This window comes from Rhodoflexus sp. (assembly GCF_053489755.1).
Genome location: NZ_JBRCHD010000051.1, coordinates 17,369 through 43,851 on the forward strand (window position 1 = coordinate 17,369; position 26,483 = coordinate 43,851).

The 26,483-nt window shown below is 47.0% G+C and carries 23 protein-coding genes, 1 tRNA gene and 1 riboswitch; of the genes, 9 read left to right on the plus strand and 15 right to left on the minus strand.

What is annotated here, in order from left to right:
• Window positions 1-37 precede the first annotated feature (37 nt).
• Window positions 38-1,780, plus strand: coding sequence for a sodium:solute symporter family protein (locus ACWIP2_RS11475; RefSeq protein ID WP_448520074.1), 1,743 nt, complete (start codon window positions 38-40; stop codon window positions 1,778-1,780).
• Window positions 1,781-1,788: 8 nt separating this feature from the next.
• Here ACWIP2_RS11475 and tgt read toward each other — a convergent pair whose 3' ends face one another.
• The 10 genes from tgt to ACWIP2_RS11525 all read right to left on the minus strand — a co-directional run bounded on the left by tgt (window position 1,789) and on the right by ACWIP2_RS11525 (window position 13,376).
• Window positions 1,789-2,928 (minus strand): tRNA guanosine(34) transglycosylase Tgt, encoded by a 1,140-nt coding sequence (gene tgt / locus ACWIP2_RS11480; protein ID WP_448520075.1) that lies wholly within the window; start codon window positions 2,926-2,928, stop codon window positions 1,789-1,791.
• A 63-nt stretch (window positions 2,929-2,991) separates the two neighbouring features.
• A complete protein-coding gene (locus ACWIP2_RS11485) occupies window positions 2,992-3,528 on the minus strand; it encodes a GDYXXLXY domain-containing protein (RefSeq protein WP_448520076.1) in 537 nt (178 codons plus the stop codon).
• A gap of 46 nt (window positions 3,529-3,574) precedes the next feature.
• Window positions 3,575-5,176, minus strand: a complete 1,602-nt coding sequence (locus ACWIP2_RS11490; RefSeq protein ID WP_448520077.1) for a Na/Pi cotransporter family protein — start codon at window positions 5,174-5,176, stop codon at window positions 3,575-3,577.
• Window positions 5,177-5,437: 261 nt separating this feature from the next.
• On the minus strand, window positions 5,438-6,493 hold the full coding sequence (locus tag ACWIP2_RS11495) for a DUF5074 domain-containing protein (protein ID WP_448520078.1): 1,056 nt from the start codon (window positions 6,491-6,493) through the stop codon (window positions 5,438-5,440).
• Between the two features lie 118 nt (window positions 6,494-6,611).
• On the minus strand, window positions 6,612-7,019 hold the full coding sequence (locus tag ACWIP2_RS11500) for an acyl-CoA thioesterase (protein WP_448520079.1): 408 nt from the start codon (window positions 7,017-7,019) through the stop codon (window positions 6,612-6,614).
• Window positions 7,016-7,378: a cysteine-rich CWC family protein gene (locus tag ACWIP2_RS11505; protein WP_448520080.1), complete on the minus strand. Its 363-nt coding sequence runs from the start codon at window positions 7,376-7,378 to the stop codon at window positions 7,016-7,018. The genes ACWIP2_RS11500 and ACWIP2_RS11505 overlap by 4 nt, the downstream gene beginning before the upstream one ends.
• Window positions 7,379-7,382: 4 nt before the next feature.
• Complete coding sequence (locus tag ACWIP2_RS11510; protein WP_448520081.1) at window positions 7,383-9,296, minus strand: TonB-dependent receptor; 1,914 nt, start codon at window positions 9,294-9,296, stop codon at window positions 7,383-7,385.
• Window positions 9,297-9,404: 108 nt separating this feature from the next.
• Window positions 9,405-9,731: riboswitch (cobalamin riboswitch) on the minus strand.
• 253 nt (window positions 9,732-9,984) lie between these two features.
• Window positions 9,985-11,301 carry an aspartate kinase gene (locus tag ACWIP2_RS11515; RefSeq protein ID WP_448520082.1) on the minus strand — a complete coding sequence of 439 codons (1,317 nt, stop codon included), beginning with the start codon at window positions 11,299-11,301 and terminating at the stop codon, window positions 9,985-9,987.
• A gap of 37 nt (window positions 11,302-11,338) precedes the next feature.
• Window positions 11,339-12,520 carry a thioredoxin family protein gene (locus ACWIP2_RS11520; RefSeq protein ID WP_448520083.1) on the minus strand — a complete coding sequence of 394 codons (1,182 nt, stop codon included), beginning with the start codon at window positions 12,518-12,520 and terminating at the stop codon, window positions 11,339-11,341.
• A complete protein-coding gene (locus ACWIP2_RS11525) occupies window positions 12,510-13,376 on the minus strand; it encodes a lysophospholipid acyltransferase family protein (protein ID WP_448520084.1) in 867 nt (288 codons plus the stop codon). Before ACWIP2_RS11525 ends, ACWIP2_RS11520 begins: the two co-directional genes overlap by 11 nt.
• Before the next feature lie 45 nt (window positions 13,377-13,421).
• Here ACWIP2_RS11525 and ACWIP2_RS11530 point away from each other — a divergent pair, with 45 nt between their 5' ends.
• On the plus strand, window positions 13,422-14,336 hold the full coding sequence (locus tag ACWIP2_RS11530) for a DUF3078 domain-containing protein (protein ID WP_448520085.1): 915 nt from the start codon (window positions 13,422-13,424) through the stop codon (window positions 14,334-14,336).
• Between the two features lie 68 nt (window positions 14,337-14,404).
• A tRNA-Ile gene (locus ACWIP2_RS11535) sits at window positions 14,405-14,478 on the plus strand.
• A gap of 188 nt (window positions 14,479-14,666) precedes the next feature.
• On the opposite strand, the gene ACWIP2_RS11540 is transcribed toward ACWIP2_RS11535, so the two are convergent.
• Window positions 14,667-14,810, minus strand: a complete 144-nt coding sequence (locus tag ACWIP2_RS11540; RefSeq protein ID WP_448520086.1) for a hypothetical protein — start codon at window positions 14,808-14,810, stop codon at window positions 14,667-14,669.
• Between the two features lie 96 nt (window positions 14,811-14,906).
• On the opposite strand from ACWIP2_RS11540, the gene ACWIP2_RS11545 reads away from it, so the two are divergent.
• The gene (locus ACWIP2_RS11545) at window positions 14,907-15,098 is read left to right on the plus strand and encodes a hypothetical protein (protein ID WP_448520087.1); all 192 of its coding nucleotides are present in this window, start codon (window positions 14,907-14,909) and stop codon (window positions 15,096-15,098) included.
• A 49-nt stretch (window positions 15,099-15,147) separates the two neighbouring features.
• Here the strand turns inward: ACWIP2_RS11545 and ACWIP2_RS11550 are convergent, their stop codons facing one another.
• On the minus strand, window positions 15,148-15,654 hold the full coding sequence (locus ACWIP2_RS11550; RefSeq protein WP_448520088.1) for a fasciclin domain-containing protein: 507 nt from the start codon (window positions 15,652-15,654) through the stop codon (window positions 15,148-15,150).
• Window positions 15,655-15,781: 127 nt separating this feature from the next.
• Entirely contained in the window at window positions 15,782-16,606 is an 825-nt protein-coding gene (locus ACWIP2_RS11555; RefSeq protein ID WP_448520089.1) for a hypothetical protein, read from the minus strand.
• Between the two features lie 462 nt (window positions 16,607-17,068).
• Between ACWIP2_RS11555 and ACWIP2_RS11560 the strand changes: the two genes are divergently transcribed.
• Window positions 17,069-17,677, plus strand: coding sequence for a DUF2911 domain-containing protein (locus ACWIP2_RS11560; RefSeq protein ID WP_448520090.1), 609 nt, complete (start codon window positions 17,069-17,071; stop codon window positions 17,675-17,677).
• Between the two features lie 220 nt (window positions 17,678-17,897).
• Here ACWIP2_RS11560 and ACWIP2_RS11565 read toward each other — a convergent pair whose 3' ends face one another.
• Together ACWIP2_RS11565 and rpoB are read right to left on the minus strand one after the other, a co-directional pair.
• The gene (locus tag ACWIP2_RS11565) at window positions 17,898-18,566 is read right to left on the minus strand and encodes a heme exporter protein CcmB (protein ID WP_448520091.1); all 669 of its coding nucleotides are present in this window, start codon (window positions 18,564-18,566) and stop codon (window positions 17,898-17,900) included.
• Between the two features lie 92 nt (window positions 18,567-18,658).
• Window positions 18,659-22,531: a DNA-directed RNA polymerase subunit beta gene (gene rpoB / locus ACWIP2_RS11570; RefSeq protein ID WP_448520092.1), complete on the minus strand. Its 3,873-nt coding sequence runs from the start codon at window positions 22,529-22,531 to the stop codon at window positions 18,659-18,661.
• A 272-nt stretch (window positions 22,532-22,803) separates the two neighbouring features.
• Here rpoB and ACWIP2_RS11575 point away from each other — a divergent pair, with 272 nt between their 5' ends.
• From ACWIP2_RS11575 to ACWIP2_RS11590, 4 genes are all read left to right on the plus strand, one after another.
• Complete coding sequence (locus ACWIP2_RS11575) at window positions 22,804-23,862, plus strand: hypothetical protein (RefSeq protein WP_448520093.1); 1,059 nt, start codon at window positions 22,804-22,806, stop codon at window positions 23,860-23,862.
• 167 nt (window positions 23,863-24,029) lie between these two features.
• Window positions 24,030-25,019, plus strand: coding sequence for an ABC transporter ATP-binding protein (locus tag ACWIP2_RS11580; RefSeq protein ID WP_448520094.1), 990 nt, complete (start codon window positions 24,030-24,032; stop codon window positions 25,017-25,019).
• A gap of 33 nt (window positions 25,020-25,052) precedes the next feature.
• Window positions 25,053-25,586, plus strand: a complete 534-nt coding sequence (locus tag ACWIP2_RS11585) for a hypothetical protein (RefSeq protein ID WP_448520095.1) — start codon at window positions 25,053-25,055, stop codon at window positions 25,584-25,586.
• Between the two features lie 6 nt (window positions 25,587-25,592).
• A complete protein-coding gene (locus tag ACWIP2_RS11590) occupies window positions 25,593-26,483 on the plus strand; it encodes a hypothetical protein (protein WP_448520096.1) in 891 nt (296 codons plus the stop codon).

The following is a 26,483-nucleotide window of genomic DNA, read 5'->3' on the forward strand; positions in this document are numbered from 1 at the left end:
CGTAAACAAAAACAAATCAGTCCCTGACAGACTCTCTATGGAACTAAGCGGAATAGACTGGGTAGTGATCGTAGCCTTCTTACTTGTATCACTGGGCATTGGCATTGGCTATGCCGGACAGGCAGGCAAAGGTATGGAAAATTTCTTCCTTGGTGGGCGTAACCTGCCCTGGTGGATTGCAGGCACTTCGATGGTAGCGACGACATTCGCAGCCGATACCCCGCTGCTCGTAACAGAGTTGGTTGCCAAAAACGGTATCAGCGGCAACTGGCTCTGGTGGAATTTCCTCATTGGCGGTATGCTTTCTACCTTCTTTTTCGCCGACCTGTGGCGCAGAGCCAACATTCTGACCGACGTAGAACTGGTAGAAAAACGCTACAGCGGCAAGCCCGCAGCCTTCCTGCGCGGCTTTAAGGCGGTTTATCTCGGTATTTTTATGAATGCCGTTATTATTGCATGGGTCAATCTGGCGCTGGGCGCACTGATCAAGATTTTTTTCAACGTCCCCGATCAGGAATTGCTCTGGTGGATTGGCGCGGCTATGCTGCTGGTAGTAGCCTACTCCAGCCTTTCGGGGCTAATGGGAGTCGCCATTACGGATTTTGTGCAGTTTATTATCGCTATGACGGGCTGTGTGCTGCTGGCGGTGATTGTAGTTAGCTCAGAAAAAATCGGCGGCATCAGCGGCATGAAAGCCCAACTGCCTGATTGGATGCTGAACTTTTTTCCTTCCTTAGACTTTAGCGGCGCTGCGGCAACGGGTACAACTGCCAAAACCTTTAGCCTCGGTTTAGGTAGCTTTCTGGCTTATGTAGGGATGCAATGGTGGGCAAGCTGGTATCCGGGTGCAGAACCAGGCGGCGGCGGCTACATCGCCCAGCGCATGATGAGCGCCCGCAACGAAGAACACGCCGTCAAAGCCATGCTCCTTTTTCAGATTGCACACTATGCGCTGCGTCCTTGGCCATGGATGCTGGTCGGTTTGTGTGCGCTTATCCTCTATCCCGAACTGCCCGAAGCCGACCGAAAGCTCGGCTATGTGCTGGCTATGAAAGATTTTCTGCCCGAAGGACTGCGCGGGCTGCTGCTCGTTGCTTTTCTGGCAGCTTACATGAGCACGGTTTCTACTCAACTCAATTGGGGGGCAAGCTACATTATCAACGACCTCTATAAACGCTTCATTCGCCCCGATGCAAGTCAGCGGCAGTTCGTAGCTGCTTCGCGGCTGACTACTTTTTTGCTGATGCTCGTATCGCTCATTATCACCTCGCAGATAGAAACGCTCTCGGGCGCATTCAATTTTATGATCGAGTGCGGCGCAGGGCTGGGGCTGGTGCTGATTTTGCGCTGGTACTGGTGGCGCGTGAATGCGTGGGGCGAAATTGCAGCGACGATTGCTCCTTTTATCGGTTACTCGGTTTCGCGCTTTGTCTTCCAAATGGAATTTCCCGATAGCTTTTTCCTGACCATCGGCTTTACGACCCTTGTATGGCTGGTGGTAACTTTCCTCACCCCACCAACGGATCGGGCACATTTGCAGCAATTTTACCGCGATGTCCGCCCACAGGGCGCATGGAAGCCTATTGCCGAATCGCTGGAATTGCCTGTGGAAAACAAATTGCCCGTACTTTTTGCCAAATGGGGCACAGGACTGGTTTTGTGCTATGCCGCGCTATTTGGAATCGGGAAAGCGGTGCTGATGGAGTGGTCAAGCGCTGCCATTTATGCCGGAGCATTTCTGCTGGCAGCACTGCTGCTGAACAGGCTGCTCAAGCAATAGTTGATGCGCTACAAGCGGCGCGTTACTTTTTCGAGCATTTGTTTTTTCCATTCGCCGAAAGTACCTGCCAAAATGTGCTGACGCGCCTGTCCAACCAGCCAGAGATAGAAACTCAGATTTTGCAGGCTGGCGATTTGCCCGCCCAGCAGTTCGCCCGCAACAATCAGGTGGCGCAAGTAGGCTTTGCTGTAGAAAGTATTGACGTAGCCTCCTACCTGCGGATCGAGCGGTGTAAAATCACTTTTCCACTTTTCGTTTTTGATGTTGATAATGCCTTCTGAAGTGAACAACATTCCGTTGCGACCGTTGCGGGTAGGCATTACACAATCGAACATATCTACGCCCAGCGCAATACATTCGAGGATATTAGCAGGAGTGCCTACGCCCATCAGGTAGCGGGGCTTGTTCTTGGGTAGGATTTCGCAGACTAAGCCTGTCATTTCGTACATTTCCTCAGCAGGTTCGCCCACGGAAAGCCCGCCAATGGCATTGCCTTCGCGGTCTAAAGACGCAATTTCTTCGGCTGATGCTTTGCGGAGATCTTTGTAAACGCTTCCCTGCAAAATCGGAAAAAGTGTCTGGTCGTAGCCATAGCGCGGCTGGGTGCTGTCGAAACGGTTGATGCAACGGCGCAGCCAGCGGTGTGTCAGTTCCATTGACTTTTTGGCATAGCCGTATTCGCAAGGATAGGGCGGGCACTCGTCAAAAGCCATGATGATATCCGCACCGATAATGCGCTGAATATCCATTACTTTTTCGGGAGTAAAAAGGTGCTTGGAGCCGTCTATGTGCGATTGGAACATGGCGCCCTCTTCGTTGAGCTTGCGGCGATCGGACAGGGAAAAGACCTGATAGCCACCGCTATCGGTCAGGATAGGCTTGCTCCAGCCGTTGAACTTGTGCAAGCCACCCGCCTGTTCCAGAATCGAGAGTCCGGGGCGCAGGTAGAGATGGTATGTGTTGCCTAAAATGATTTGTGCCTTTACGTCCTGTTCCAGTTCGCGGGTATGTACGGCTTTGACGGTCGCCACTGTTCCTACAGGCATAAAAATAGGCGTTTGAATCGTACCATGATCGGTCGTAATTTCGCCTGCACGGGCGGAAGTAGCAGTATCTGTTGCCTGTAATTGGAACGAAAGGCGTGGCATGGGCGTATCAATTCTGTTTGGGCAGCAAAGTTATGCTGTAAAAAGTTATGCCAAGCGGCAGGCTCAGAAACTGATGCGCTTGATACGCGCCGCTCCGTCGGCAGCAATCGCAACGGCAACACTGACCGTAACCGAATCGCTGTTCTGTTGTGTGATCATGTTCTCCAATTTTTGCGCCTGTTCGCTGTTGGTAAAATAGGACTCAATGCCGCCTGTGAGGTTGATATATCTGTAAGATTTGTCGTTTGTATAGCTATACGAGGGCATCACGCGCAAGAATAACACCCCTTCAGGGCGATTCTGGTACAAGCCGGCAGGCACATGAAAATTGCCTTCTTTTTTTAAGGTTAGGTAAAGCGCATCGCCAAAGTGGTAGGTTTTTCCCGCTGTCAGGTCGTTGGGAAGGCTGTCTAAACAGATGGTAGAGAAGGCGTAGTTCAGAGCCACGTAATCGCCGCGAAAAATATCGCGCGGATCGCGTGGAACTACCCGCAGCACTACCTCCTCCCCTGCCCACAGCGGGTAGTACGCCTTTACAAACATGCCAACCAGAATCAAGACCTGAAAGGCAATCAGATGCCACAGCCGAAAGTTTTTCATGCTTCCAATTTACATTTTTTAATTGGCAAACGTACAAAACCTTGCCTTAGTCTTCAGGGTGCATCGGCGATGCGGTCAGATAGGTTAGCGAGCGGAGCAGCGACTCATTCGAGTTGTTTATATCGCGCACCGTATTGAGCAGCGAGGCAATATTCATCTCTCTCGTTTCGGAAAAAATACGGTACAAAGCATCTACTTCTTCCTGATAGAACCGCGCCTGTGTGCGGCTGATTTGCTCTATATCACTTGCAGCAACTACCGGCACGTGCTCCAGCAACTGCTTCAACTCACTATAAAAACTCTTTTGGTTGCCCTGCAGTTTTTTGAAGAAGCCATAGAGCGCATCGGTTGCGCTGTTGCTGAGTTCCTCGAGGTTGTGTCGGGTGTCTTTCAGATCTTTGACCGAAAGCGTCGCATTGCGGATGCTTGCCGTCATGTTATTAATTTTTGTGGCTTCCTCTTTGGTAAGCGCTACCTGAAGGGTTTGCATGTAAAATTCCACTACCTCTGTTTCATAGCTTTTCAGGTGGAAATAAGCATCGTTGGCACTTCCTTTGCCGGGCTGCAAGAGATAGAAAAAGTACTCATTCACCCGAATAGCATCCGTAAGAAAGTGGATGGATTCTTTTTGCAGCGCTTCGGATGCCGCATGGCTTTCCTGCGGACTTACAATACTCAGGTAGCGGGTAATTTTATCGTCCCCGTTCATAATACGGCGCTCCAGCAGTTGCGTCAGCGGATTCAGAAAGGGCAGCAGCAGGATGATACCGCTCAGGTTCAGCAAGCTGTGGAATACAACCACCGCAATGAGTGGATCTTTCACCGCCAGTATTTCGGTAATCAGGTAGTGGAAACCGCTCATAGCTATGATAGCAAAGAGGGCATTAACCACGTTGAAACCTACCTGCGACCAGCCGACCTTTCTGCGCATCGTATTGCCATTGATCGTTGCAATTACTGCCGTAACGGTTGTACCGATGTCGCTGCCTACGACCAGATAGAAAGCCTGCTGCAACGAAACCATACCCGCCGCCAGCGAGGATAGGATGATCATCATCGCGGCAGAACTGGACTGGATAGCTGCAGAAAGCCCCATACCTATCAGCGTAAATAAGATGCCGGGCTTGCCTTCCAGAAAGCTGAAGTCGAAATGAGTAGCAAACTCCATGAAGCCGTTTTTCATATAGTCCAGCCCCATGAACATGAAGCTAAAGCCCATGAGCAGCTTGCTGAACTGCGCAGGTCGTTCGGCTTTGAGGAAAATAGTACCTAAGCCACCAATTGCCAGAAAGGGCAGGATAGCAGCGCCGATATTGAGTTTGAAACCAATGAACGATACCAGCCACCCCGTCATAGTAGTGCCCAGATTAGCGCCCATGATAATACCGATGCCGTTTTTCAACCCGATAATACCTGCACCTGCAAAAGACATCACCAACAGGGATACCATCGAGCTGCTTTGCAGAATAGCCGTAATCAATGCGCCCGAAAGCACAGCTTTAATAGAATTATTGGTATGCTTGCGCAAAAACTTTTTAAAAGAGCGTCCGGTCAGTGCCTTGAGCGCCTCTTCCATCATCAGCATTCCGAAAAGAAACAAGCCCAAGCCGGCAAGCACAGGCCATATCTGAATTTCACTCCAATCCATCAATAAAAAATTGAGTAAGTAGTGCAACGAAATGTAACATACCTTTATGAAAATCATAGCGTACTTTACGGCTGAACCTGTTTTACCGCAAAGTACGCTATGTTTAAAAACGCTAAGTTCACTGAGCCGTTGCTTGTTGCACGTCGCGCACAAAAGACTTACGCGTTGTTCACAAGCAACTATTGATTAGATGTTGTTTATGCAGACACGAAAAACGACAGAACAAGCCTGACGGGTTTCAAAACCCGTCAGGTTTGTACGCTACCGAAACAGAAACCCGTTAGGCCCTCTGCCTGCCGGAATAGTTCCGATGCGCGTACCGTCGGGGCGGATGCGGATAATAGTACCGTTGCCTTGAAAAGCATTGCTATCTGCCAGCCAAATACTGCCGTCTTGCGGGTCGCAGCCGATGCCGTAGATGTTATTTTGCGAAAAAATCGGCGTAGAAGGTAGGCTTGTCGCTGTAATGGGCAGTTCATACACACTTTGCGGCGTATTAAAGCCACCTACCAGAAAGTAAATGCGCGTGCGGTCGGCGTTCATTGTTGCCTTGCCGTTGGGGCGCACTGTCGCTGATGAGGCAATAGTGGCTTCCACCTGATTGGTGTTCGGATTGATGCGCGTAAACCCGCCGCCGCCAATTACCCAGATGCGGTTGTTGGCATCTAACAGCAGCCGCTGCGGACTTTGCAATACCTCAATGCTTGCCTCAATTTGTGCGGTTTCAGGATTAATAACCGCCACATTGCGAGCGCCTGCCAGCGCGACAAAAATTTTGCTATTCGCTGCCAAAATTCCTTGCGGGAAAGCAGGCAAACGAAGGCTGTTTACAATCTGATTGCTTTGCAAATCAAGTACAACCAGCGCGGGGTTATCGCGCGAAAAAGTCGGGCTGAACGGACCCCAACAAGTTACAAAGCCGCGATTACCAACGGCTGCAAAGTCTTGCGGATTAATCATGCGCCCCGCATCGCTGATAGTAGCCACCGACTTCATAGAGCCAGCCTCCAAAACTTCTACTTTATCGGCGCGATTGGCAACGGCATACAGGCGGTTGTTGTGCAAACGCACCGACTGAATGATGCCAGCAAAAGGTCGCTGATTTTCAGCCTGAAAAATCTGCTGCGTCGCTTGCTGCGTCGCGCGATTCCAGAAGGAAAGCTCGCCGTCCGAGTCGCTGAAATTACCTTCATTGACAATGATTACGCCGTTGTCGTACTTGCCGGCAGGGACGTTCTCTTTGTCGCTTGAACAAGCTGCAAGGAACAGCAGCCAAATAAGCAGCCATGAAAATCGGGATGTGAATTTTTGAATCATCTCAAACATTGTTTTCGTTGAAAATATTAACATTAAGTGGTTTGTTGCACGTCATCCACAAGCAACCGTTGGTTAGGTGTTGTTCGTGGGGACACGAACAACGGCGGAGCAAGCGTTTTTAAAGGATGGGGACAGGGCGGCGGTTGCCGTCGAGCGCAACGAAGGTAAATTTACCTTTGATGGCTAATTCTCTTCCCTCGTCGTACATCTGCTCTACAAAAATTTCTACCTCAACCTGTAAACTTGTTCGACCAATCCGAACAACTCGTCCGACAAGCTCTACAATTGTTCCGGCAGGGATAGGCTTATTGAAGTCTATTTTGTCGCTTGCAACCGTTACCACTTTTTTGCGCGTAAAGCGCGTAGCGGCGATAAATGCCACCTCATCCATCAGCGACATAGCTGTTCCGCCGAAGAGCGTGTCATAATGGTTGGTCAGGTTGGGAAATACGGCTTTGAAAATCCGCGTTTCAGCATTGGCTATGCGTTTCTCAATAGCTAATGAGTTAATTTCTTCTACATTCATTGTTGATTTTGTTTAAATCCGTAAACACAGTGGCGGCAACCGCTTTGGCAGCAATAGCCGCGCTGAAAATGGTACAATTCGGTGAACACCCAATAACCGTTTTCTTTGTAGTAATGTACACCTTCTATCGGGCGGCTGCCCTTAGCGGCAGAGGGAGCGGTTTCCGCCTGCCGGCTAAGATTATTCAAATGATTTAAGCAGCCCTTGCAAAGACAATCAGACCAGTAAGCGTTTGACAATAGGCTTTTCAACTTATCGGAAATAGTTACTTCGCTACACTGACAGTTGGCTACGTCTCCGGGCTTGCATTCAAACAAGACCTTGCATCGGGGACAATATTTGGGTTCATGTAAGGACATATCGTCAAACAGGTTTGCCAATCATTACTCCCACCTGAAAATGCCTGCCGGGCATGGCGCGTAGTTGAAAGTTCTGATAGTCGGCATTGAGCAGATTATTAATGCGCAACAACGTCTGCCAGTGAACTTTTTTCGTAGTAAAGTCTTTGGAAATCAGCAGATTACTTAGCCAAAAAGGTTTGAGCGACGTTTCGTTATCCGCCGTTGGATAGCGCGTGCCTGTGTAGTTGGCATCGGCTTGCAGCAGCCAGCCTTGCCAAAACAGCCTTGCCGAACCTTGCGCCCGATGCAGCGGCGTATAGGGCAGTTGCTTGCCTGCCGAGCGGTCGTTTTCATTCAACGCCACCTGATTCAGCGATTGATTTAGGGCATAGTGTCCGCGCAGTTCCCAGTAGCCGCCTGTAATATTGCGATGATACAAGCCACTGATTTCCACACCCGTTACGCGTACTTCCCGCGCATTTTCGGGCGACCAGAAACTGCCATTGGGCAACCACAAAATCCAGTCCTGCACCCACATGCGGAACAGTGTGGCGTTTATCTGCCAATAACTGCCCGTATTGCGACGCTGCCAACCCAGCGAGGTTTCCGCATTGTAGCTATGTTCGGGGCGGATGTCGGGGTTGCCGCCCGGCTGCCAGAATCGGTCGTTCAGAGTAGGTACGCGGTAGCCCTTAGCCGCTTGCATTTTCCACGTAAGCACCTGATTTTTTGTGAGTTGCCTTTGCCATTGACTGCCAAAAGCAGGCGCTATGGGCGCGCTGAAACCCGGCACAATCGTTTGCCGAACCGTTGCCGAAAGCAGCCAGTTGGGGGTTAGTTGCAAGCGCGACAGCAGAAACCAGTCTGCCCGTTGTTCGCTGATGTTGCCGCGATAGGCGCGTACTGCGGCGGTGGTATGTTGCACATTGCCGCCTACTTCGGTTGAGAGTCGGCTATTCCAGTTTTGTTCATGCCGCGTCTGCGCGATGTAGCGCCAAGTAGCCGAACGGTTGCCATTGAAAATAATTTCATCAAAAACAAAAGCCGTTTTTGCGCGAAACACGCCGCTGTTGCCTGTCAATTGCTCATAATCAATTGCTAATCGCAGATTTTCGTCGCGCTGTTCATCGCGGACTTCTTGCGCCGCCATTGTAGGCTGCACCTGCCGAAAGTGGTTATGATACCACGTTTTCAGCGAAAGCTGCCGCCTGTTGTCGGGTTTCCAGTAAATCTCAGGGGTAATTCCCCAATGACTAACGGCGGCGTTTTGCTGCCGTTCCGTAGGCGCGCCTGCCTTTGCAATGTTGCGAAACGGGAAATCATTTTGCTGTTGCAAGCGGTAGAAGCCTGTTTGCACCTGCAATTTTTCGCTGCCGCCGCCTGCCTGCAAGCGCGTAAAATAGCGCCCAAAGCTGCCAAATTCTTGTTGCAAATGCGCTTGCAAGCCGCTTTGCCAGTCGGTGTCGGTGCGCAGATGTACCGTTCCGCCGATGGCATCGCTGCCGTAGAGGGAAGAACCGCTGCCGGGTTGTATGGCTATGCGCGTGCTTGCGGTGAGGGGAATAATATTGAAATCAATCTGCCCCAGTGTAGGAAGATTTATGTTAATACCGTTCCAGAGCATCGCTGTTTGCGAAGGGCCTGTGCCGCGCATGGAAACTGTTCCCAACATGCCCGCGCCGTATTCGCGCATGTAAACGGCCGACTGCCGCATCAGCAGGTCGCTGAGCGAGGCGCTTGCCAGACGCGAGACAAGGACGCTGTCGGGCTGCCAGAGGGTTGCGCCAACAGCAAATTTGCTTTCCGGAATGCCGCGCACGATTACTTCGCGCAGCGTACGCGCCGAATCAGGCGTTTGCGCCCATGTTTTTGGCAAAGTGTAAATACAAACCATCAGGACTGCCGATAAAGCAGCCTTTTTTCCACAAACAAACATTGCATTCAGGTTTGAATTTTTAACAATTCAACCCAAAGCCATACAGCAAAAACCAAATGACGCTGCGGAAAAATTTCCGAAGTATCCTTAGCCTTTCACCCGAAAGCCTTGAATCGTGCGATGTGGGCAGGTCTCCTGACTTGCTCGCCGCTGACCGCCTTCCCAAAACCCGAAGGTTTCAGTGGCAATAGGGTTGGTCAGCAGCTTGGTTATACAGAAGGACAAGCGGCTTGCAAAAGTTGTTTGTGGGGACACAAACAACGGCGGTGGCGACACAAACAACGGCTGTGGCAAGACACAACCACAATTTTTGCCTAGTGCTTGTACTTTGTAAATGAGCTTACAGTTGCGGGGACAGCTCCGGACTTACACCGGATTCCCTTTTAAGCCGTGCAACAGCCTGTATTGCACAGCACCCTAACATCAGCGCAAATGTAGCAAAATTTGCAGGATAGCAAGTATTTGTTCAAATTAAATGTTATCACAAATCTTGTGCGTTGTGTTCTTGTAGTCAAGTCAGCATCAAGAATGTGTGTTTTAAATTGCTTACCTAACTTGATACAAAAGCAATCAAGCACGTTTCAGCCTTATGTGTGTTAAGAGTAAGGCACTGCGATCTATACTGCGTTACGTTCCTCGCAGTTAAGTTTACCGCGAAGAACGCTGAAGCAGTACTTATTTGAGGGAACTACAAACCAAAAATGCCTTTGTTGAGTGCCTTGAGCACGTCATTTTTATAATTGCTGTTTACCAGCAGTGAGATGTTATTTCTACTGCCGCCGTAGGATACCATGCGGATCGGAATGCCTCTTACCGAGTCGAGTACTCGTGCCAAGTGGTCTTGCTCCTGCGCCATCATATCGCCTACAATACAAATGATTGTTTGTCCGTGTTCCACCTCAACAGTACTAAACTGTTGTAAATCAGCAACTATTTCCTGTAGGTAGTTAGTATTATCAATTGTCAGCGAAACAGCAACCTCCGAAGTTGTAATCATATCTATCGGGGTTTTGTAGCGTTCGAATACCTCGAAAAGCATTTTTAAAAACCCATAGGCGAGAAACATACGCCCGGATTGTACGCGGATAGCGGTAATATTGTCCTTCGCAGCAACAGCCTTGATGCCATGTCCGGTAGTATGGTCGCTGATGAGTGTGCCGGGCTGTTCGGGCTGCATAGTATTAAGCAAGCGCACCGGAATTTTTTTCAAACGCGCAGGATTTACACTCTGTGGATGCAAAATTTTTGCACCAAAATAGGCTAACTCGGCTGCCTCGTCGAAAGAAAGTTCGGCAACGGGTACTGTGCGGGCAACAATTCGCGGATCGTTGTTGTGCATGCCGTCTATATCCGTCCAAATCTGGATTTCTTCGGCCATGATTGCCGCTCCAATCAGCGAGGCGGTATAGTCGCTGCCACCGCGCTTGAGGTTATCTACCTCGCCGTAAGAATTCAGGCAAATATAGCCCTGTGTTACAAAGAGTCGCGTTTCAGGATATTTAGCTAATTCTGCGTTCAGATGCTCGGTAATAAAGGGCAGATCAGGTTCTTCGTTTTCGTCTATGCGCATAAAGTCCAGTGCATCGAGCAGGATAGCAGCAATACCGCGCTCTTCTAAATAGTAATACATCAGGTTGGTAGACAAAATTTCACCTTCAGCAAGCATCGCTTTTTCTTTGCGGGCATTGAACATATTTTTTGCCAATACGCGCATGTAGCCAAAGTGATCGTAGATCAGGCGAGTGCCTTTGTTCTTACCTGCTTCGGTAGTATAAAGTTCTGCAACTACTGCATGGTATTTTGCCTCCAACTCATCAATCTTACGGTGCGCATCCTGATAATTTTTTGCAAAAAGTGCTTCGCTGATCTTAATCAATGCATTAGTAGTGCCTGACATTGCCGAAAGTACTACAATTTTTCTTTCAGGAGTGTTGATTAGCTTTTCAAGATTTTGCATTCGCTGCGCACTTCCTACTGAAGTGCCACCAAATTTTAAAACTTTCATGGGTTGGTAGATAAATAATAATGTACGGATAGGTTTTTCAGCGTTTGGGCTGTGTGATTTTCAATAAGAGTTCTTTGGTCATGCTTATCTCCATGCCTGTAGCTTCGCCCAAAGCAATTGCTTCGCGGGCAGCAGTGGCAGCAGCACTATTTTGGCCCAATTTGTAAAGCAGATGTGCTTTGGTGTCCATGTTCTGATAAGTTTTGTTCAGTCGCACAGATTTTTCTGCCCACTCAAGCGCCTTTTGGAGTTGTGGTTGGGTTTCCTCCTGCTCGTAATAGTTCCAAGCCATCTCGTTGAGTTCCTGCCAGTCGGTGCAATAGTGATCTAAATAGTGGGCAGCAGCAGCATATTTTGTTTCGTTGTGATTTCCGATTGTGTAAAAATAAAAGTCGGCCCTTGCAATATGTTTTGCCGAATCTTGTGGAAAATAGTACTTCAGCGTTTGCTTTAAGGTCTGTAAGCGCTTCACCTGTTGGCTTCTGCCTACTTTGAACATGGCTCTGCCTGTTACTAAGTGGATGTACTGGCTATATTCAGGCTCGTAGGGAGCAAATATTTTCGGATTTTTTGCGATATAGTTAAATACAGGGCCTTCCATATCCAGTTCCATCGTGCGAATAAGCTCCCAATTTTCAGGCTGATACCAGCTTTCGGGAGATTGGCTGGTAAGCAGTTCTCGCGCGATGAGCGTAGCCTTTGCATCGCCCGCAGTAAACAGTGAATAAGCATAATTGCGCAACAGCTGTTTGCTACGATCGCCGCTTTCATATCTTTGAGCCAGCGTAATTAGCTGTCGCTCAGGGTCTAAGGCTTGTCTGCCGTTTTCAATAAAAGCCTTGGGCTTAAAATAGCCGACTGTACGATGTACTAACCTTCCTTCCGCATTTATGAACAGCGCACAAGGGTATGCATCTACTTCAAAAATGCTGGAGAACTCTACACCCTCTCCTTCTTCTGCATTGATCTTAAAATTGACAAAATTTTGATTAAAAAAACTTGCTACTTCGGGATGAGTAAAAACCTCTTTTTCCAATTTTTTACACGGTGCGCACCAGTCGGTATATACATCCACAAAAATAAGCCGATTTGTTGCTTTTGCTTTGGCAAGCACGGTCATCCAGTCTCCCGCTTCAAAATCAATTCCCTGACTTTGTACATGGGCAGCGATGAGCATTAACCATAAAAAACTTGCAAAAAAAATCGCTTTATTTTTCATGTGATAAAAATTTCCAACGTTTATGACTCCAAAGCCAATGTGCAGGATGCCTGCGGATAGATTGTTCTAACAATCGTGCATAAAGTTCGATAATTTCATTGGGATAACCTTGCTTAGGCTCGATTAGTTGTAAACGAAGCACATATTGGCTACGGGCTATGCGCTCAATTTCAGAATAAAGTACAGGAAAACCTGTTTGTCGCGCCAATTTATCTCCACCCGTATAGAAATAGGTAGGCAGATTAAAGAAGGTGGTTTGGAAGTCTAACTCATGCCCGGCTGGGCTTTGGTCGGCAACCAGCCCGATAACAAATGTATTGCTTGATTTTTTGCGACGCACCACCTCGCGTAGGGTATTTTCTTTAGTTATAGGCACTACACCAAAACGAGAGCGGATTTGCAAAACTAATCTATCTGAAAATGAGTTAGATAGCGTTTTATAGACAGGGCAGAAGCTGTAGCTTGGAAAAAGTAGTTGTAGCGCAGGTGGTGTCCACTCCCAGTGCGATACATGCCCTGCCATCACAATACAGGACTGTCCTTTGTCCAAATATTGCCCCAACAGTTCGGGATTTTCTACGCGTATATGCCGCTGAAAATCTTCAGGCGAGATAGTCAGCGTTTTAATGATTTCTATAATAATATCGCACAAATGCCTGTAAAATTCTTTGGCAATAGCTCGATGTTCATTGGCATTTTTTTCAGGAAAAGCCAGCTTCAGGTTATGTAGAACCACGTTTTTGCGATAACCGATCAGATAATAGGTCAGTAAGAATAGAAAATCGCTGATCAGATGCAGCACAGCCCAAGGCAGGCGCGAAATCAATCGGATGAAAAACATGCTGTAAAAGTACATTTTTAGCAGATAGGCTGTCTATCTTTCGCAAAAGTTAATGTATTTATGCAAACAAACTTACTCGGAGGCAGATCAGCACTGCCAATCTTTTTATGCATCCTCTGTTGCCTGCTCTGTAGGCTGTCATTTGCACAGGCAGACTCGACCGCTGTGAAAGACACCAGCTACTGGACAAAGCGCATGAGTCTGGGTATCAACTTCAATCAGGGGTCTTTCAGCAGCAACTGGAAAGCAGGAGGCACTAATTCGATCGCAATAGGTACGGTATTTACCGCAAAAGCAAATTACCGGAAGGCGAAATGGTCGTGGGCAAATGACGCAGAACTGATCTATGGACTGGTTTGGACAGCGGGTATCGGGCAGCGCAAGAACGCAGACCGCATTTTTTTGAACAGTGTAGCAGGTTATGCGATTGCCGATAAGTGGGATGTGTTTTTCTCAGGTAATTTTCTTTCACAATTTGCACCGGGTTTCGACTATGCACAAACCGATCAACCGCGCATTTCCAACCTGTTTGCCCCTGCATTTTTAACCCTTGCAATTGGTTTTGACTACAAGCCCAAGCCTTGGTTTTCGCTGAAAATGAGTCCATTCTCACCGCGTTTCACTATTGTAACAGATGATGGTATTTTACCTACTACACCCGACGGCAAGCGCTACGGCGTAGCAGCAGGCCAGCGGGTACGCAGCGAAGTTGCCGCAGCACAGATCCAAGCCGACATTAATGCCCAGTTGGCAGCAAATATTGCACTGAAGGCTCGCTACCTGCTGTTTGCCAATTACCAACAGTTCGATCCTGACCATCGGTTAGATGTTTTGCTCGAAATGGCTGTCAACAAATACATCAAGGTCAACTTTGGTGCAACAGCGCTCTACGATACCGATCAGGACACTGCCCTCCAATGGAATCAATTGCTAAACGTAGGCTTTTTATTCACCGCAGCGCGTCCGAAAAAATAAAATGCAGGCTTTTTTCAACAAAACAGCAAATGTCTTATATTTGCAGCGATTTCAGCCACTGCTGAAACGGGCCCATAGCTCAGTTGGTCAGAGCATCTGACTCATAATCAGGGGGTCACAGGTTCAAGCCCTGTTGGGCCCACTTTTTTTGCACAAAAACAGCCGTTGTACGCGCCGCCAAATGCATTTAAACAGCGTTTGGCGGTGCGTGCAACGGTTTTATTTTGGTTACACTAACAGGGGTGTAAGGTTACAAGCGATTTTTCAACCAATCGTTTAGCCTCATTCCCAAAAGCCATACTCTAAAAGATGAAAACTAAGTTTTGTGCTTTATGTAAAGTAGAAGCCACTACCATGTACAGGGTACAAATATCCAAAGGTAGCACTTGGATTTTTGTATGCACCGATTGCTGTAACAAGGTCAAAGGACAGCCCGGCTACCGCTATGGAGGTACTTGGAAAGGATACAGGCATTAGCCAATTAGTGCTTAGAGGTGATCTGATACCATAAAAACAATCGCGATAAAAGAACAGTTGATAGACGTAGATAATCTCCTAAAGCGGAATAATATGCCTAAAAGAACGTCTGTGAACGATGTAAAGGAGTTAGAGCATCTGAATGAACTGGACCGCATTGTTAAAGACAAGCGCAACATAAAAAGAGCTGACGCAAAGAAAGAACGGCGCAACCGTCACTACGTCAAAGTGCTCATCAAGCATCAGTTGAAGCATATGACACAAAATGAGGATGAAGAAAAATAAAAAAGGCTTCCATTGTGTCGGAAGCCTTTTTTATTGCAAGCACAAAGAATTACTTAGGCAGCAATACACTGTCAATTACGTGTATTACCCCGTTGCTGCCTTTTAAGTCAGCTGCTGTGACAAAGGCTGAATTACCTGATTCGTCTGTGAGTTTTACCTTGGCGCCATCCAAAGATATGGTCAGTTTACCGCCGCTTACTGTGGTTACTACTGCCGTTCCTTTGCCTTCTGTAATAGCTGCTACTACGGCTGCTGCGTCTAAGTTGCCGCTCACCACGTGGTAAGTAAGAATTTTAGCTAATTGCGCCTTATTTTCAGGTTTCAGTAATGTTTCAACAGTACCGGCGGGCAGTTTGTCAAATGCGCTGTTGACAGGTGCAAAAACAGTAAAAGGCCCTTCGCCCTTCAAAGTTGTTACGAGATCAGCTGCTTTTACGGCAGCAACCAGCGTAGTGTGGTCTTCCGATCCAATAGCAATGTCCACAACATCTTTAGACTGAGCAAACACTGTAGAAGATAACAGGAATGCCACAAATAAGGAAAATACGGTTTTCATAGTAACTTGTTTTTTAAACAACAACTCAAGATTGTCAATTCATCAACTCTACGTAGATTAAAATAGTTTTGACTCGGTATTATTTTTTTCCTTGAGTGCCCCAAATGGACTATAAAAACAACCATTATTATCGACTCGCTCTCTTGTTAGTTTTACCGCGCTGTTCGAGCAGATAGTCCCGCAAGGCAACTGCCTTTTTGATGTAGGCACTTGTAGGATAGTCAAGGATAAATTGATCGAGCGCAGCAATATTCTGGTCGGCAGCGGCATACTCATAACGACACTGCTCTAAACTTTTCCTGGCAGCAGTTCTGTAGCGCCCTTTCGGATACCTATTGAGATAGTCATCCATTTTTGAGCAATCGTAATTTTTTGCAGCTTGGGTAGCAGCTATGTATATTTTATCTTCCAATCGAAGAGTAATCTTCTCTTTGTAGATGCCGTTAGGATATGTTGCAAGGTATTGCTGACACTTTTGTATAGTATCCGCATCTTGGTATGCAAGATATTCCTTGAAAAACGCATTCCAAAAAACAAGAAATCCTAATCCAACAAGCAAAATGGTTGATGCAACCCGCTTGATATACGCCTGACTTTCGTTGAGTTCTTCGAACTTATTGAAATGAAAAAGAAGAATGCCGAGTGTTGCTAATTTAATCACAATACTGAAGCTCCATGTACGCAAGTAAACCAATATAAAAATGTCAATAGCTGTAATTAAAATATAGAGGTACACAGCCCATTTTTTCATATGCCAGATACCAATCATCATAATAAGACCGATTATCGCAGAAAAGAATATGTAAGGACGATACCACCCCTCGTAACCAGGGGCATACGGCCTTAGGATCGTGCTATACCAGAAATAAAATAAAAAGAGGGAACTCATAAAGCCAACGAGGCAGATGAATGTGATGATAACCGGTCGTTCGATAGTGTGATTTTGTTCCATAATCTTGATGTGTTAGGGTGTAATTTTCAGAGATACGATCATCTCTGTTTGCTTTCTGTTGACTAAAAACGAAGTAAAGCCGGTAGGGTTTTCGATTTAATTGTTTTTTTGATGAATTATTATCATGTATCCATCCGGGTGCGGTAAAATCATTGTGCAGCAAATGCAGCGCTTTTCAGTGTTGATTCTTCATCTTGTAAAAATTTCATCATTGATTATCAGATAGTTAAAAAATATTTTTTAGTTCAGTGGGAACGGATGCAAGGGGTCGGATAGTAAACACAGTAAACAATCATTTACCCCTACAAGTAATCATAAAAACGCTGCTCGTGTGGACTATCAGCCTGTTTTTATTCATTATACTAAGCGGGCAGGATCTTATGGCACAAAATAAAAAACATTCCCGGATGCGCTCGAACAGCGTTTACAGTTTTTTAGTTTTGTAGAAGAAACATTTTCGTTATGAAAATCAAACCTTCTATTTACGTACTGATCGCTGCTGCTGTGTTTGCAATTGCCTGCAGCCCTCAGGAAAAAAAGCGCGAACCTAAAGTCATTTCTTTCAAAATCGAAAATAAAGATCCGATTGCAGATCCCTTCGCAAAAGATACCATCAAAGGCAGTCCACAGCGCGAGACTTCGGGCAGGATTGGCGAAACAATGGTTGCTGTGCGCTATCACTCACCTGCCGTGCGCGGACGCATCATTTGGGGTGGGCTTGTTCCTTACAACGAGGTATGGGTAACAGGCGCACACAACGCAACAGCCATCAACTTTGAGCGGGCGATGAAAATTGACGGAAAGTTCATTAAATCAGGAACTTATGCCATTTTTACGATCCCTGCGCCCGACGAGTGGACAGTCATCATCAACGAGCGCTGGAATCAGCACCTCACCGACGAATATCAGCAGAAAGAGGATGTGATGCGCTTCAAAGTCAAGCCGCAGGTAATGGCTGACACCATGCAGCGCTTAACCTATGAGATCAAGCCTCTCAGTCCGGGCAAAGGCGAGGTAGTTATGCGCTGGGAAGCGCTTCGCATAGCTTTTCCTATTGAAGAAGCAAGATAGTGTTAAAATGTAGTTCGCTTGCCTTTGTTGAAGAACCGGAAGCCCAAGAAACACAAGGCTAGGTAGAGATAGTACTCAAATCGTCCCTATCCTCTTTCGAGTTGTATGGGTGATTTGTGAAGCTCCTATGGAACGACGGAAGAGGGGGCAATTATTATGTTGCCGACATTTAACTACTTTGAGGTAACTTACCCATCATGCGATTGGCAATAGCATGAGGCTATGCTTTCCACAAGAACGGGAATAACAAAAAAGATACCACAAGCACAATCAGATTAATGCCGCCGAGCATCAGCAGTTCATCTTCGCTTTGGCTGCGTGCAAGCCCATCAATGGCGTTTTTCGATACTTTGATTAGCAGCATAATCATAGGCAGTACGACAGGAAAACCCAGTACTGCCATGAGCGTGCCGCCGCTTTGTGCTTTGGCAGCAATTGCAGAAACTAAGGTCAGAGAGGCAGCAAACCCAATACTGCCCAACGCCACATCTAAGAGGAAAAATGGCATATCCTGCACGGGATTGCCCAGCAAGACGGTATAAATCAACAGGCCAATAGCTGACATGATGCACATGAGCAAGCTGTTGTAAATGATTTTGGAGATGATGACGCTTTCAGGTCGAACCAGTTGGTAGTAGTAATAGTGGCGGCTTTCTGGCTCTTGCACAAAACTTTTGGCAATGGCACTAATGGCGGTAAACAGCAGGATGATCCAAAAAAGAGCGTTCCATGTGAGCGGGTTGAGCTGACTCTTCTTGAGATTGAAACTCAGATACGCCACGAACACAGTAGAGACAATGTAGAGCAAAATACCATTAAAAGCGTATTTCCTGCGCCATTCCAAACGCAGCTCCTTGCCCAAAAGGATGATAATTTCACGCAAAACCATGCCGCAAGTTACGTAATATGTTGGTGGCTAAAAATAAACAGCCTCCTCGCGAAAACAAGGAGGCTGTTTTTATGACAGAAAGGTGCGAGGACTTAATCCATCGTAACTTCCAATGCCAAGCCGCGCAATTCGTGGATCAATACGTTGAATGATTCAGGAATATTTGGGCGAGACATATTTTCGCCCTTAACGATGCACTCGTAGGCTTTGGCTCGTCCTGTAACGTCGTCAGACTTAATAGTCAGGATCTCCTGTAAGATGTTAGATGCGCCGAATGCCTCTAATGCCCAAACTTCCATCTCTCCGAAACGCTGTCCACCGAACTGTGCTTTACCACCGAGCGGCTGTTGCGTAATGAGCGAGTAAGGACCGATAGAGCGGGCGTGCATCTTATCATCTACCAAGTGCCCCAGTTTGAGCATGTAAATGATACCTACTGTAACTTTCTGATCGAAGCGTTCGCCGGTCAATCCATCGTAGAGTACTGTGCGTCCCCAAGGGGGCAGCCCTGCCTCACTGAGTTCTTTTTGCACGTCATCTTCAGTTGCCCCATCGAAAATTGGGGTTGCATATTTGCGCCCTAACACAAATCCGGCCCAGCCGAGTACAGTTTCGTAGATCTGACCGATGTTCATACGCGAAGGTACGCCCAGCGGATTGAGAACGATATCTACAGGTTGGCCGTCTTCGAGGAACGGCATGTCTTCTTCGCGAACGATACGGGCAACTACACCTTTGTTTCCGTGGCGACCTGCCATCTTGTCGCCTACTTTCAGTTTGCGCTTCTTGGCAATGTAAACTTTGGCTAATTGTACGATACCCGCAGGTAATTCGTCGCCTACTTCAAGTGTGAACCGATCGCGCTTGAACGTTCCAGTGATTTCGTTGCGCTTCACGTTGTAGTTTTTAACCAACTTAGCAATCAGTCTGTTGATGCGCTCGTCATCGGTCCAGCCGTCTAAGTTGATGTCTGCAATCAGGTTTGCCTCTTCCGGTACGTTGTAGTTACTTTCGTCGCGGTATGCATTTTTCGGTGGGAACAAGTTGCTTTCTATATTGGCACGAGTAAACTTGATGCCTTTGGCAATGATTTCATCACCAAATTTATGATAAACACCTTTGCTAGTTTTACCATCGAGCAGCAAAAACATTTTGTCAATCATATCGGCGCGGAGTGCGAGCAGCTGTTTGCTGTACTTAGCCTTGAGCAGTTCTACATCGCGCTTCATGCGGAGACGCAGGTCTTTGTCCTTCTTAGGACGTGTGAAGAGTTTGGTATCAATGACCACACCGCGCATAGACGGGGGGGCTTTCAGTGAGGCATCTTTCACATCACCTGCTTTGTCGCCGAAGATCGCACGGAGGAGTTTCTCTTCTGGGGTCGGGTCGGTTTCGCCCTTAGGTGTGATTTTACCAATTAGGATATCGCCTTCTTTTACTTCGGCACCAACGCGAATAATACCGTTTTCGTCTAAGTTGCGAACAGCTTCTTCGCTCACATTAGGAATCTCGGAGGTGAGTTCTTCTTCGCCGCGTTTGGTGTCGCGTACTTCAAGTTCAAACTCTTCGATGTGGATCGAAGTGAAAATGTCTTCGCGTACTACCTTCTCCGAGATAACAATCGCATCTTCGAAGTTGTAGCCCTGCCAAGGCATGAATGCCACGCGTAGGTTACGACCAAGCGCCAGTTCACCATTGTTGGTAGCATAACCTTCACAAAGCACCTGTCCTTTGCGCACGCGCTCGCCTTTTTTGACAATCGGCTTCAGGTTGATACAGGTATCCTGATTAGTCCGGCGAAACTTGGTGAGCTTATAGGTTTTCAGATTGCCTTCAAAACTAACGAGCATGTCGTCTTCCGACAGATCGTAGCGAATAACAATCTTAGTGGCATCCACAAAGTCAACTACACCATCTCCTTCAGCTATAATCAGCGTACGCGAATCAATAGCAACCCGTTTTTCGAGTCCCGTTCCTACAATAGGGGCTTCAGGGCGCAGCAGTGGTACGGCCTGACGCTGCATATTCGATCCCATCAGGGCGCGGTTGGCATCGTCATGCTCGAGGAACGGAATCAGGGATGCTGCCACAGAAACGATTTGGTTCGGGGCAACGTCCATGTAAGAAAGCTCATGCGGCTCGACAATCGGAAAGTCGCCTTCGTAGCGGGCTTTAACGCGATCAACCTCAAAATCACCTTCAATATTTACAGCCGCATTTGACTGTGCAATGTAATGTTTATCCTCCTCTTCGGCAGTCAGATACACTACGCGGTCGTCGTTGATGTCCACTTTACCGTTTTGCACCCTGCGATAAGGCGTTTCGATGAATCCCATCGAGTTTACTTTCGCATATACGCAAAGGGACGAAATCAAACCGATGTTTGGCCCTTCGGGAGTTTCGATCGTACACAGACGACCGTAGTGTGTGTAGTGAACATCGCGTACTTCGAAACCTGCGCGTTCGCGGCTCAAACCACCCGGCCCAAGCGCGGACATACGACGCTTGTGCGTAATCTCTGCCAGCGGATTGGTCTGATCCATGAACTGGCTCAATTGGTTAGTACCAAAAAAGGAGTTGATCACTGAAGACAGCGTGCGGGCATTAATCAGATCAACCGGCTTGAAGTCTTCGTTGTCGCGCACGTTCATGCGTTCTTTGATGGTACGCGCCATACGCGCCAGACCTACACCAAACTGAGCGTACAACTGTTCGCCTACGGTACGCACGCGGCGGTTGCTCAGATGGTCAATGTCATCAACTACTGCTTTGGAGTTGATCAGCGTGATGAGGTACTTGATAATTTCGATAATATCTTCTTTCGTCAATACGCGCACATCCATGCTTGTATTGAGATTGAGTTTCTTATTGATTCTGTAACGACCTACCTCGCCCAAATCATAGCGCTTATCGCTAAAAAACAGGCTCTGAATAATTTCGCGGGCTGTTGCTTCGTCAGGCGCTTCAGTATTGCGAAGTTGGCGATAGATCTGTTCTACGGCTTCTTTTTCAGAATTGGAAGTATCTTTTTGAAGCGTGTTGTAAATGATTGCGTAGTCAAAAGGGTTAATATCTTCGCGATGCAGAATCACAGATGATACACCCGAATCAATGATCAGGTCTAAATCTTCAGGTTCTAGAATGTGCTCACGTTCAAATACTACGTCGTGGCGCATGATATTGTAAAGCTCGTCGGTTTCTTCGTCGGTGAAGTCCTCATACCATGTTTTCAGCACCCTCGCCGCCAGCTTGCGGCCCACCGCCAGTTGCAAGTTTTCGCGGGTAGCAGGTACTTCTTCCGACAAACCGAAAATGTCTAGAATATCTTTATCTGAACCGTAGCCGATGGCGCGGAGCAGTGTCGTTACGGGGAATTTCTTCTTGCGGTCTATATAGGCATACATGACGTTATTAACGTCTGTTGCAAATTCGATCCACGATCCTTTGAAAGGAATAATACGCGCAGAATATAACTTAGTGCCGTTGGTGTGTTTGCTTTGGGCGAAGAACACGCCCGGCGAGCGGTGCAACTGCGATACAATTACACGCTCTGCGCCATTAATTACGAAAGAACCGCGCGGGGTCATGTATGGGATGTTACCCAGAAAAACTTCCTGCTCGATTGTCTCGAAATCTTCGTTGTCCTTGTCATTGCAAGACAGGCGCAATTTGGCTTTGAGCGGTACGTTGTAGCTCAATCCACGATCAATGCACTCGTCAATCGAGTACTTGGGAGGGTCTATTAGGTAATCTATAAACTCGAGTACAAAATTCTCGCGAGAGTCAGAAATCGGGAAGTTTTCTTTAAATACTTTGAACAGTCCTTCATGCTGACGTTTTTCGGCAGGTGTTTCTAACTGAAAGAAGTCCTTAAAAGATTGCAACTGAACGTCGAGAAAGTCCGGATACTCCAAATGGTGATTTATGGAAGAAAAGTTGATTCTTCCGTCAATGACTTTAGCCAAAGTATTTCGGGTTTTGATGGTGAATGACTAATGTATTACATGTATGTATCATGTGGGCAAAGACTGAAAGATGCCGCACAAACGATACATCCAATTGGCAAAATTAGATCAAAAATTTTTTTGTTCAAAAATTAATTGCGTAATTCTTGCAGCGAAAAAAAATTCTTACTTTCGCAAAGTCATTTCTTGCTGTAAATGAATTAAATACATACCTTTACTTAAAGAAATTATTTCACTGTCATCCTTATCCCAACATTAACCCCCTTTTGCTTATGAACAACAAAGGAACAGTGGCAGCCGTAATAGCTGTCCTTTTAGCAACCACCCTGATTGCAGGAGCCATATGGGTCAATCGCACCAATTTAGAGCGCGACCAGAAGGCTTTAAAAGAACTGCGTTCCGATCTAGACGAATTAGCTATGCGATATGACGCAGAAATCAATAACACACAAGGTGCATTTCCTTACCCCAATGCAGATTCTGTACGGGTAGAACTTACCCAGTTGGCAGAAGCAGTTAATGCCGATCGTAGCATGTTGACCGGTAAAGCCAACGAAGCCGTTGGTAAGTTAGACCAACTTCGCGCAAACAAAATCCAATATGAACGCCGATTAAACGATATTATTGCTTCGCGCGATCGTGGAATGAGCGGCTACATTAGCGATTTGAAGGGGCAACTTGCCAAAACAAAGTTAGATCTGGAAGAAGCCATGAAGAAAAACCGCAACTTGAGCGGACAATTGAGCAAAACTATTCGCTTATTCAAAGGTGCGCAGAAAGAGTTAGAAGCGCTAAAAGCAGAAAAAGCACGCTTTGATCAGTTGTATCAGGATCAGGCAGCTATTTTGCTCAAGTTGGACAGTGTAATCTCCGAAAACGAAAAACTGCGCGATGCTTTGGCAGCAGCCGAGTCCATCATTCAGCAGCAGGAAGAGCAAATTCGCACCATGCAAAATCGCACAGCTACCTCTATTGCCAAGCGAGTAGTGGATTTCAGAGCTAAATACCTGTTCAGACGCGGACTTGGACGAGACTACGAAGTGGAACTGAAAGGTCAGACACACAACGCATCCCGCGTAGAAAAAATTACGGTTACTTTCCGCGTAGGCGATCAGATGTTTGACGAAGGTGCTGACAGAACATTATATATTACTCTTTTCCGCAATGGTCAGCCCTATCGTTTTATCAATACTCCCGTTACACCTGCTGCCAACGGCATTGTAACACGCGAGTTTGAGATCAGGCCACGCCTCGAAAGAGGTAAGTTTACCTTCCGCGTTACTTACCAGAACCAGCAGGTGATGGACGATTATAACTTTGATATTAACTAATAGCAGGCCTTTTTACAACAACCAAGTGAGAGGCTGTCCAAAAAGGATGAATATAGCACAAACTTCAGCCTGTAGCTGTTCGATTATCAAGCAATTAATAGATCACAGACCAAAGTCTGTATTATTTTTCGGACAGCCTCTCCTTATAGCCAATAAATTTGCGGTAAATGCTATCACCTGCCTTGCAAACCCGTGAATTGAGCATTGGATATGCAGATATGCCCTTACTAAAAGGACTGAATCTGAACTTATATCCGGCTACGCTAACGGTACTTTTGGGGCGCAACGGCGGGGGCAAGTCCACACTGATTCGCACGCTGGCAGGTTTGCAACCTTTACTAGGCGGCAGCATCACTATCGGAACAGATAGCATTGCCAAGCAAAGCAGCGAATGGCTGGCGCGTCGGGTTGCTGTTGTGCTTACCGAACGTCCGCACACGCAGTTTATGTCAGGCTATGAGTTAGTAGCTCTTGGTAGAGCGCCTTACACGGGCTGGACAGGGCGGCTTGCACCGCACGACAGGCAGTTGATCGAGCGGGCGCTACAGGCGGTTCACGCAACCGATCTGCAAGATCTAATGATCGAGGAACTGAGCGACGGACAGTGTCAGAAACTACTCATTGCACGTGCGCTTGCGCAGGATACCCCCCTGCTGTTGTTAGACGAGCCAATGGCACACTTAGATCTTGCCAATAGTGCGCAATTGCTCAATAGCCTTTCATCATATGCCAAAGCATATCGGAAAGCAATATTGCTGAGCGCACACCACGTAGAACTCGCTATTCGGATGGCTGATCATCTCTGGCTGATTGATCGCGACAACAAACTACACAGTGGTTTGCCCGAGCAATTTGTACTGGAAGGTAAAATCAGCAACCTGTTTTCTGGCTCGCATGTATCTTTCGACCAAAGTTCGGGGCATTTCGTGTTTCCTGCCGCAGCAGTGCAGCGAACCGTAGCAGTCAGCTTAGAGCTACCGGAAATCGAGGTGTACTGGCTGAGCCAAGCGCTGGCAAAAAGAGGCATCCAACTACAGCACAGTTCAAATGCAAGCAATTACATCAGACCATCGGCAACACATTTTCGCTACGAATGGCGGTATGGTTCTAGAAGCGGGCAGGCAGACATGGCAGAACTTGTACAAATTTTTAACTAACTTGTTGCATTATTTTCAAACACCCTCAAGGATATGGATACTCAGCTCAATACTTTCATGGAGCGCGTGAAAAATAGCCTTTCGCGCATGACAACTTTGGAAATCAAGACCATTGTAGGCGATTTTAAACTCGACAGCAAGGAAAACGTACAGCATGCCGGAGGCGATTGCCTGATTATGGAAAGCCGTATTAATATGCTCATGGGCGATATTACCGTTCGTATGAGTCAAGAACTGATTGCCTCGCGCTATGATTGGGTACGCGAATTTCATAAAGAAAAAGAAGCACATGGCTATCAGGTGATCCAAAATAACATTGCAACCATTCTGTCATTGGTTAATATGTACCAGCAGTTACAAGGCAACGAGCCGTTGAGCATCAACCTGCCACCTGCTTATGGAACTGCTGCAAAGTCTGATCTGAATACAACTCTTCCACCTGCCGGCGATGGTTTCACAGGACTCAACGTTGGTTTTTCCAATGAAATAATTACTGATAATACCGGTAGTTTTGTTATCAACCCCAACGACGATCCGAGCAACCCATTTGCCCCAAATAATCAATAAAGTCCAATGAGTGATTTTATCAAAAACCTTGCTTCCGATCTGCTGCGATTAGAGATCAATACGATTATCAAGCAAAATATGTCTGCCGAAAAAATTCCCGGCAACAAGCGGGTACTGTTGCGCAAACTTGCTGATATGTACCGCGAAACGCTGATTGATTATGGCTTGGCAAAGTCGCCGAGCGATCCTAACCTAACAGCCGCGGATGCAGGCAAAGTGTTTCGCTGGCAGTTTGGAGGAGAATTTTCATATAAGGAATTAGCCTTGATCTCCGGACGCGGAGTGAAACTCATGGAAGAGTTGATGCAAAAGGAAACAGACCCAGCCCGTTTGAATACACTCAACAGCAGGCACAAAATTTTGCAGCGCATCAGCAGCCAGAGCTACAATGTCATTGGTATATTTAAGTTGTTTCGCCGCGATCTTGCCCCTGATACCCTGATGCAGTCCAACGAATACGAGAATCCTGAAAAGCAGTTGCAATACGTTGATAAAGAACACTTTAATTTCCTACGTTACCAACGCAACGAGATTCCGCTGGGTTGTGTCCCCTTTCGCTCGCATTACGAGACTGCCCAATGGAACAACGACCTCGATTGGGGACACATCAATAGTGCTGCTGAACTGCCTTTCCTGCCCGATATGTTAGGGATGGTTTACAAAGCCTATGAAATCGGTACCGAGCAGATCGTACTTCAAACTGTTATTCAGGTAGAAGGCGATATTACTTCCTACATTACCCCACAATATATCAATATGCCGGAGCAAATCAAGGAGGTGGTGATGGATGTACACAACCGCTCAATCAGTACCTCTACACAATTCTGGAATACACTTTTTACGACAGTCATCAACCTTGCAGGCAAATCGTTTAACCAGATCTTCCGCAGAAAATAA

Bases quoted from the DNA above. Each gene is read 5' to 3' on its own strand.
- ACWIP2_RS11475 (WP_448520074.1), top strand. From the start codon at position 38: ATGGAACTAAGCGGAATAGACTGGGTAGTGATCGTAGCCTTCTTACTT.
- tgt (WP_448520075.1), bottom strand. From the start codon at position 2,928: ATGCCACGCCTTTCGTTCCAATTACAGGCAACAGATACTGCTACTTCC.
- ACWIP2_RS11485 (WP_448520076.1), bottom strand. From the start codon at position 3,528: ATGAAAAACTTTCGGCTGTGGCATCTGATTGCCTTTCAGGTCTTGATT.
- ACWIP2_RS11490 (WP_448520077.1), bottom strand. From the start codon at position 5,176: ATGGATTGGAGTGAAATTCAGATATGGCCTGTGCTTGCCGGCTTGGGC.
- ACWIP2_RS11495 (WP_448520078.1), bottom strand. From the start codon at position 6,493: ATGATTCAAAAATTCACATCCCGATTTTCATGGCTGCTTATTTGGCTG.
- ACWIP2_RS11500 (WP_448520079.1), bottom strand. From the start codon at position 7,019: ATGAATGTAGAAGAAATTAACTCATTAGCTATTGAGAAACGCATAGCC.
- ACWIP2_RS11505 (WP_448520080.1), bottom strand. From the start codon at position 7,378: ATGTCCTTACATGAACCCAAATATTGTCCCCGATGCAAGGTCTTGTTT.
- ACWIP2_RS11510 (WP_448520081.1), bottom strand. From the start codon at position 9,296: ATGTTTGTTTGTGGAAAAAAGGCTGCTTTATCGGCAGTCCTGATGGTT.
- ACWIP2_RS11515 (WP_448520082.1), bottom strand. From the start codon at position 11,301: ATGAAAGTTTTAAAATTTGGTGGCACTTCAGTAGGAAGTGCGCAGCGA.
- ACWIP2_RS11520 (WP_448520083.1), bottom strand. From the start codon at position 12,520: ATGAAAAATAAAGCGATTTTTTTTGCAAGTTTTTTATGGTTAATGCTC.
- ACWIP2_RS11525 (WP_448520084.1), bottom strand. From the start codon at position 13,376: ATGTACTTTTACAGCATGTTTTTCATCCGATTGATTTCGCGCCTGCCT.
- ACWIP2_RS11530 (WP_448520085.1), top strand. From the start codon at position 13,422: ATGCAAACAAACTTACTCGGAGGCAGATCAGCACTGCCAATCTTTTTA.
- ACWIP2_RS11540 (WP_448520086.1), bottom strand. From the start codon at position 14,810: ATGCCTGTATCCTTTCCAAGTACCTCCATAGCGGTAGCCGGGCTGTCC.
- ACWIP2_RS11545 (WP_448520087.1), top strand. From the start codon at position 14,907: ATGCCTAAAAGAACGTCTGTGAACGATGTAAAGGAGTTAGAGCATCTG.
- ACWIP2_RS11550 (WP_448520088.1), bottom strand. From the start codon at position 15,654: ATGAAAACCGTATTTTCCTTATTTGTGGCATTCCTGTTATCTTCTACA.
- ACWIP2_RS11555 (WP_448520089.1), bottom strand. From the start codon at position 16,606: ATGGAACAAAATCACACTATCGAACGACCGGTTATCATCACATTCATC.
- ACWIP2_RS11560 (WP_448520090.1), top strand. From the start codon at position 17,069: ATGAAAATCAAACCTTCTATTTACGTACTGATCGCTGCTGCTGTGTTT.
- ACWIP2_RS11565 (WP_448520091.1), bottom strand. From the start codon at position 18,566: ATGGTTTTGCGTGAAATTATCATCCTTTTGGGCAAGGAGCTGCGTTTG.
- ACWIP2_RS11575 (WP_448520093.1), top strand. From the start codon at position 22,804: ATGAACAACAAAGGAACAGTGGCAGCCGTAATAGCTGTCCTTTTAGCA.
- ACWIP2_RS11580 (WP_448520094.1), top strand. From the start codon at position 24,030: ATGCTATCACCTGCCTTGCAAACCCGTGAATTGAGCATTGGATATGCA.
- ACWIP2_RS11585 (WP_448520095.1), top strand. From the start codon at position 25,053: ATGGATACTCAGCTCAATACTTTCATGGAGCGCGTGAAAAATAGCCTT.
- ACWIP2_RS11590 (WP_448520096.1), top strand. From the start codon at position 25,593: ATGAGTGATTTTATCAAAAACCTTGCTTCCGATCTGCTGCGATTAGAG.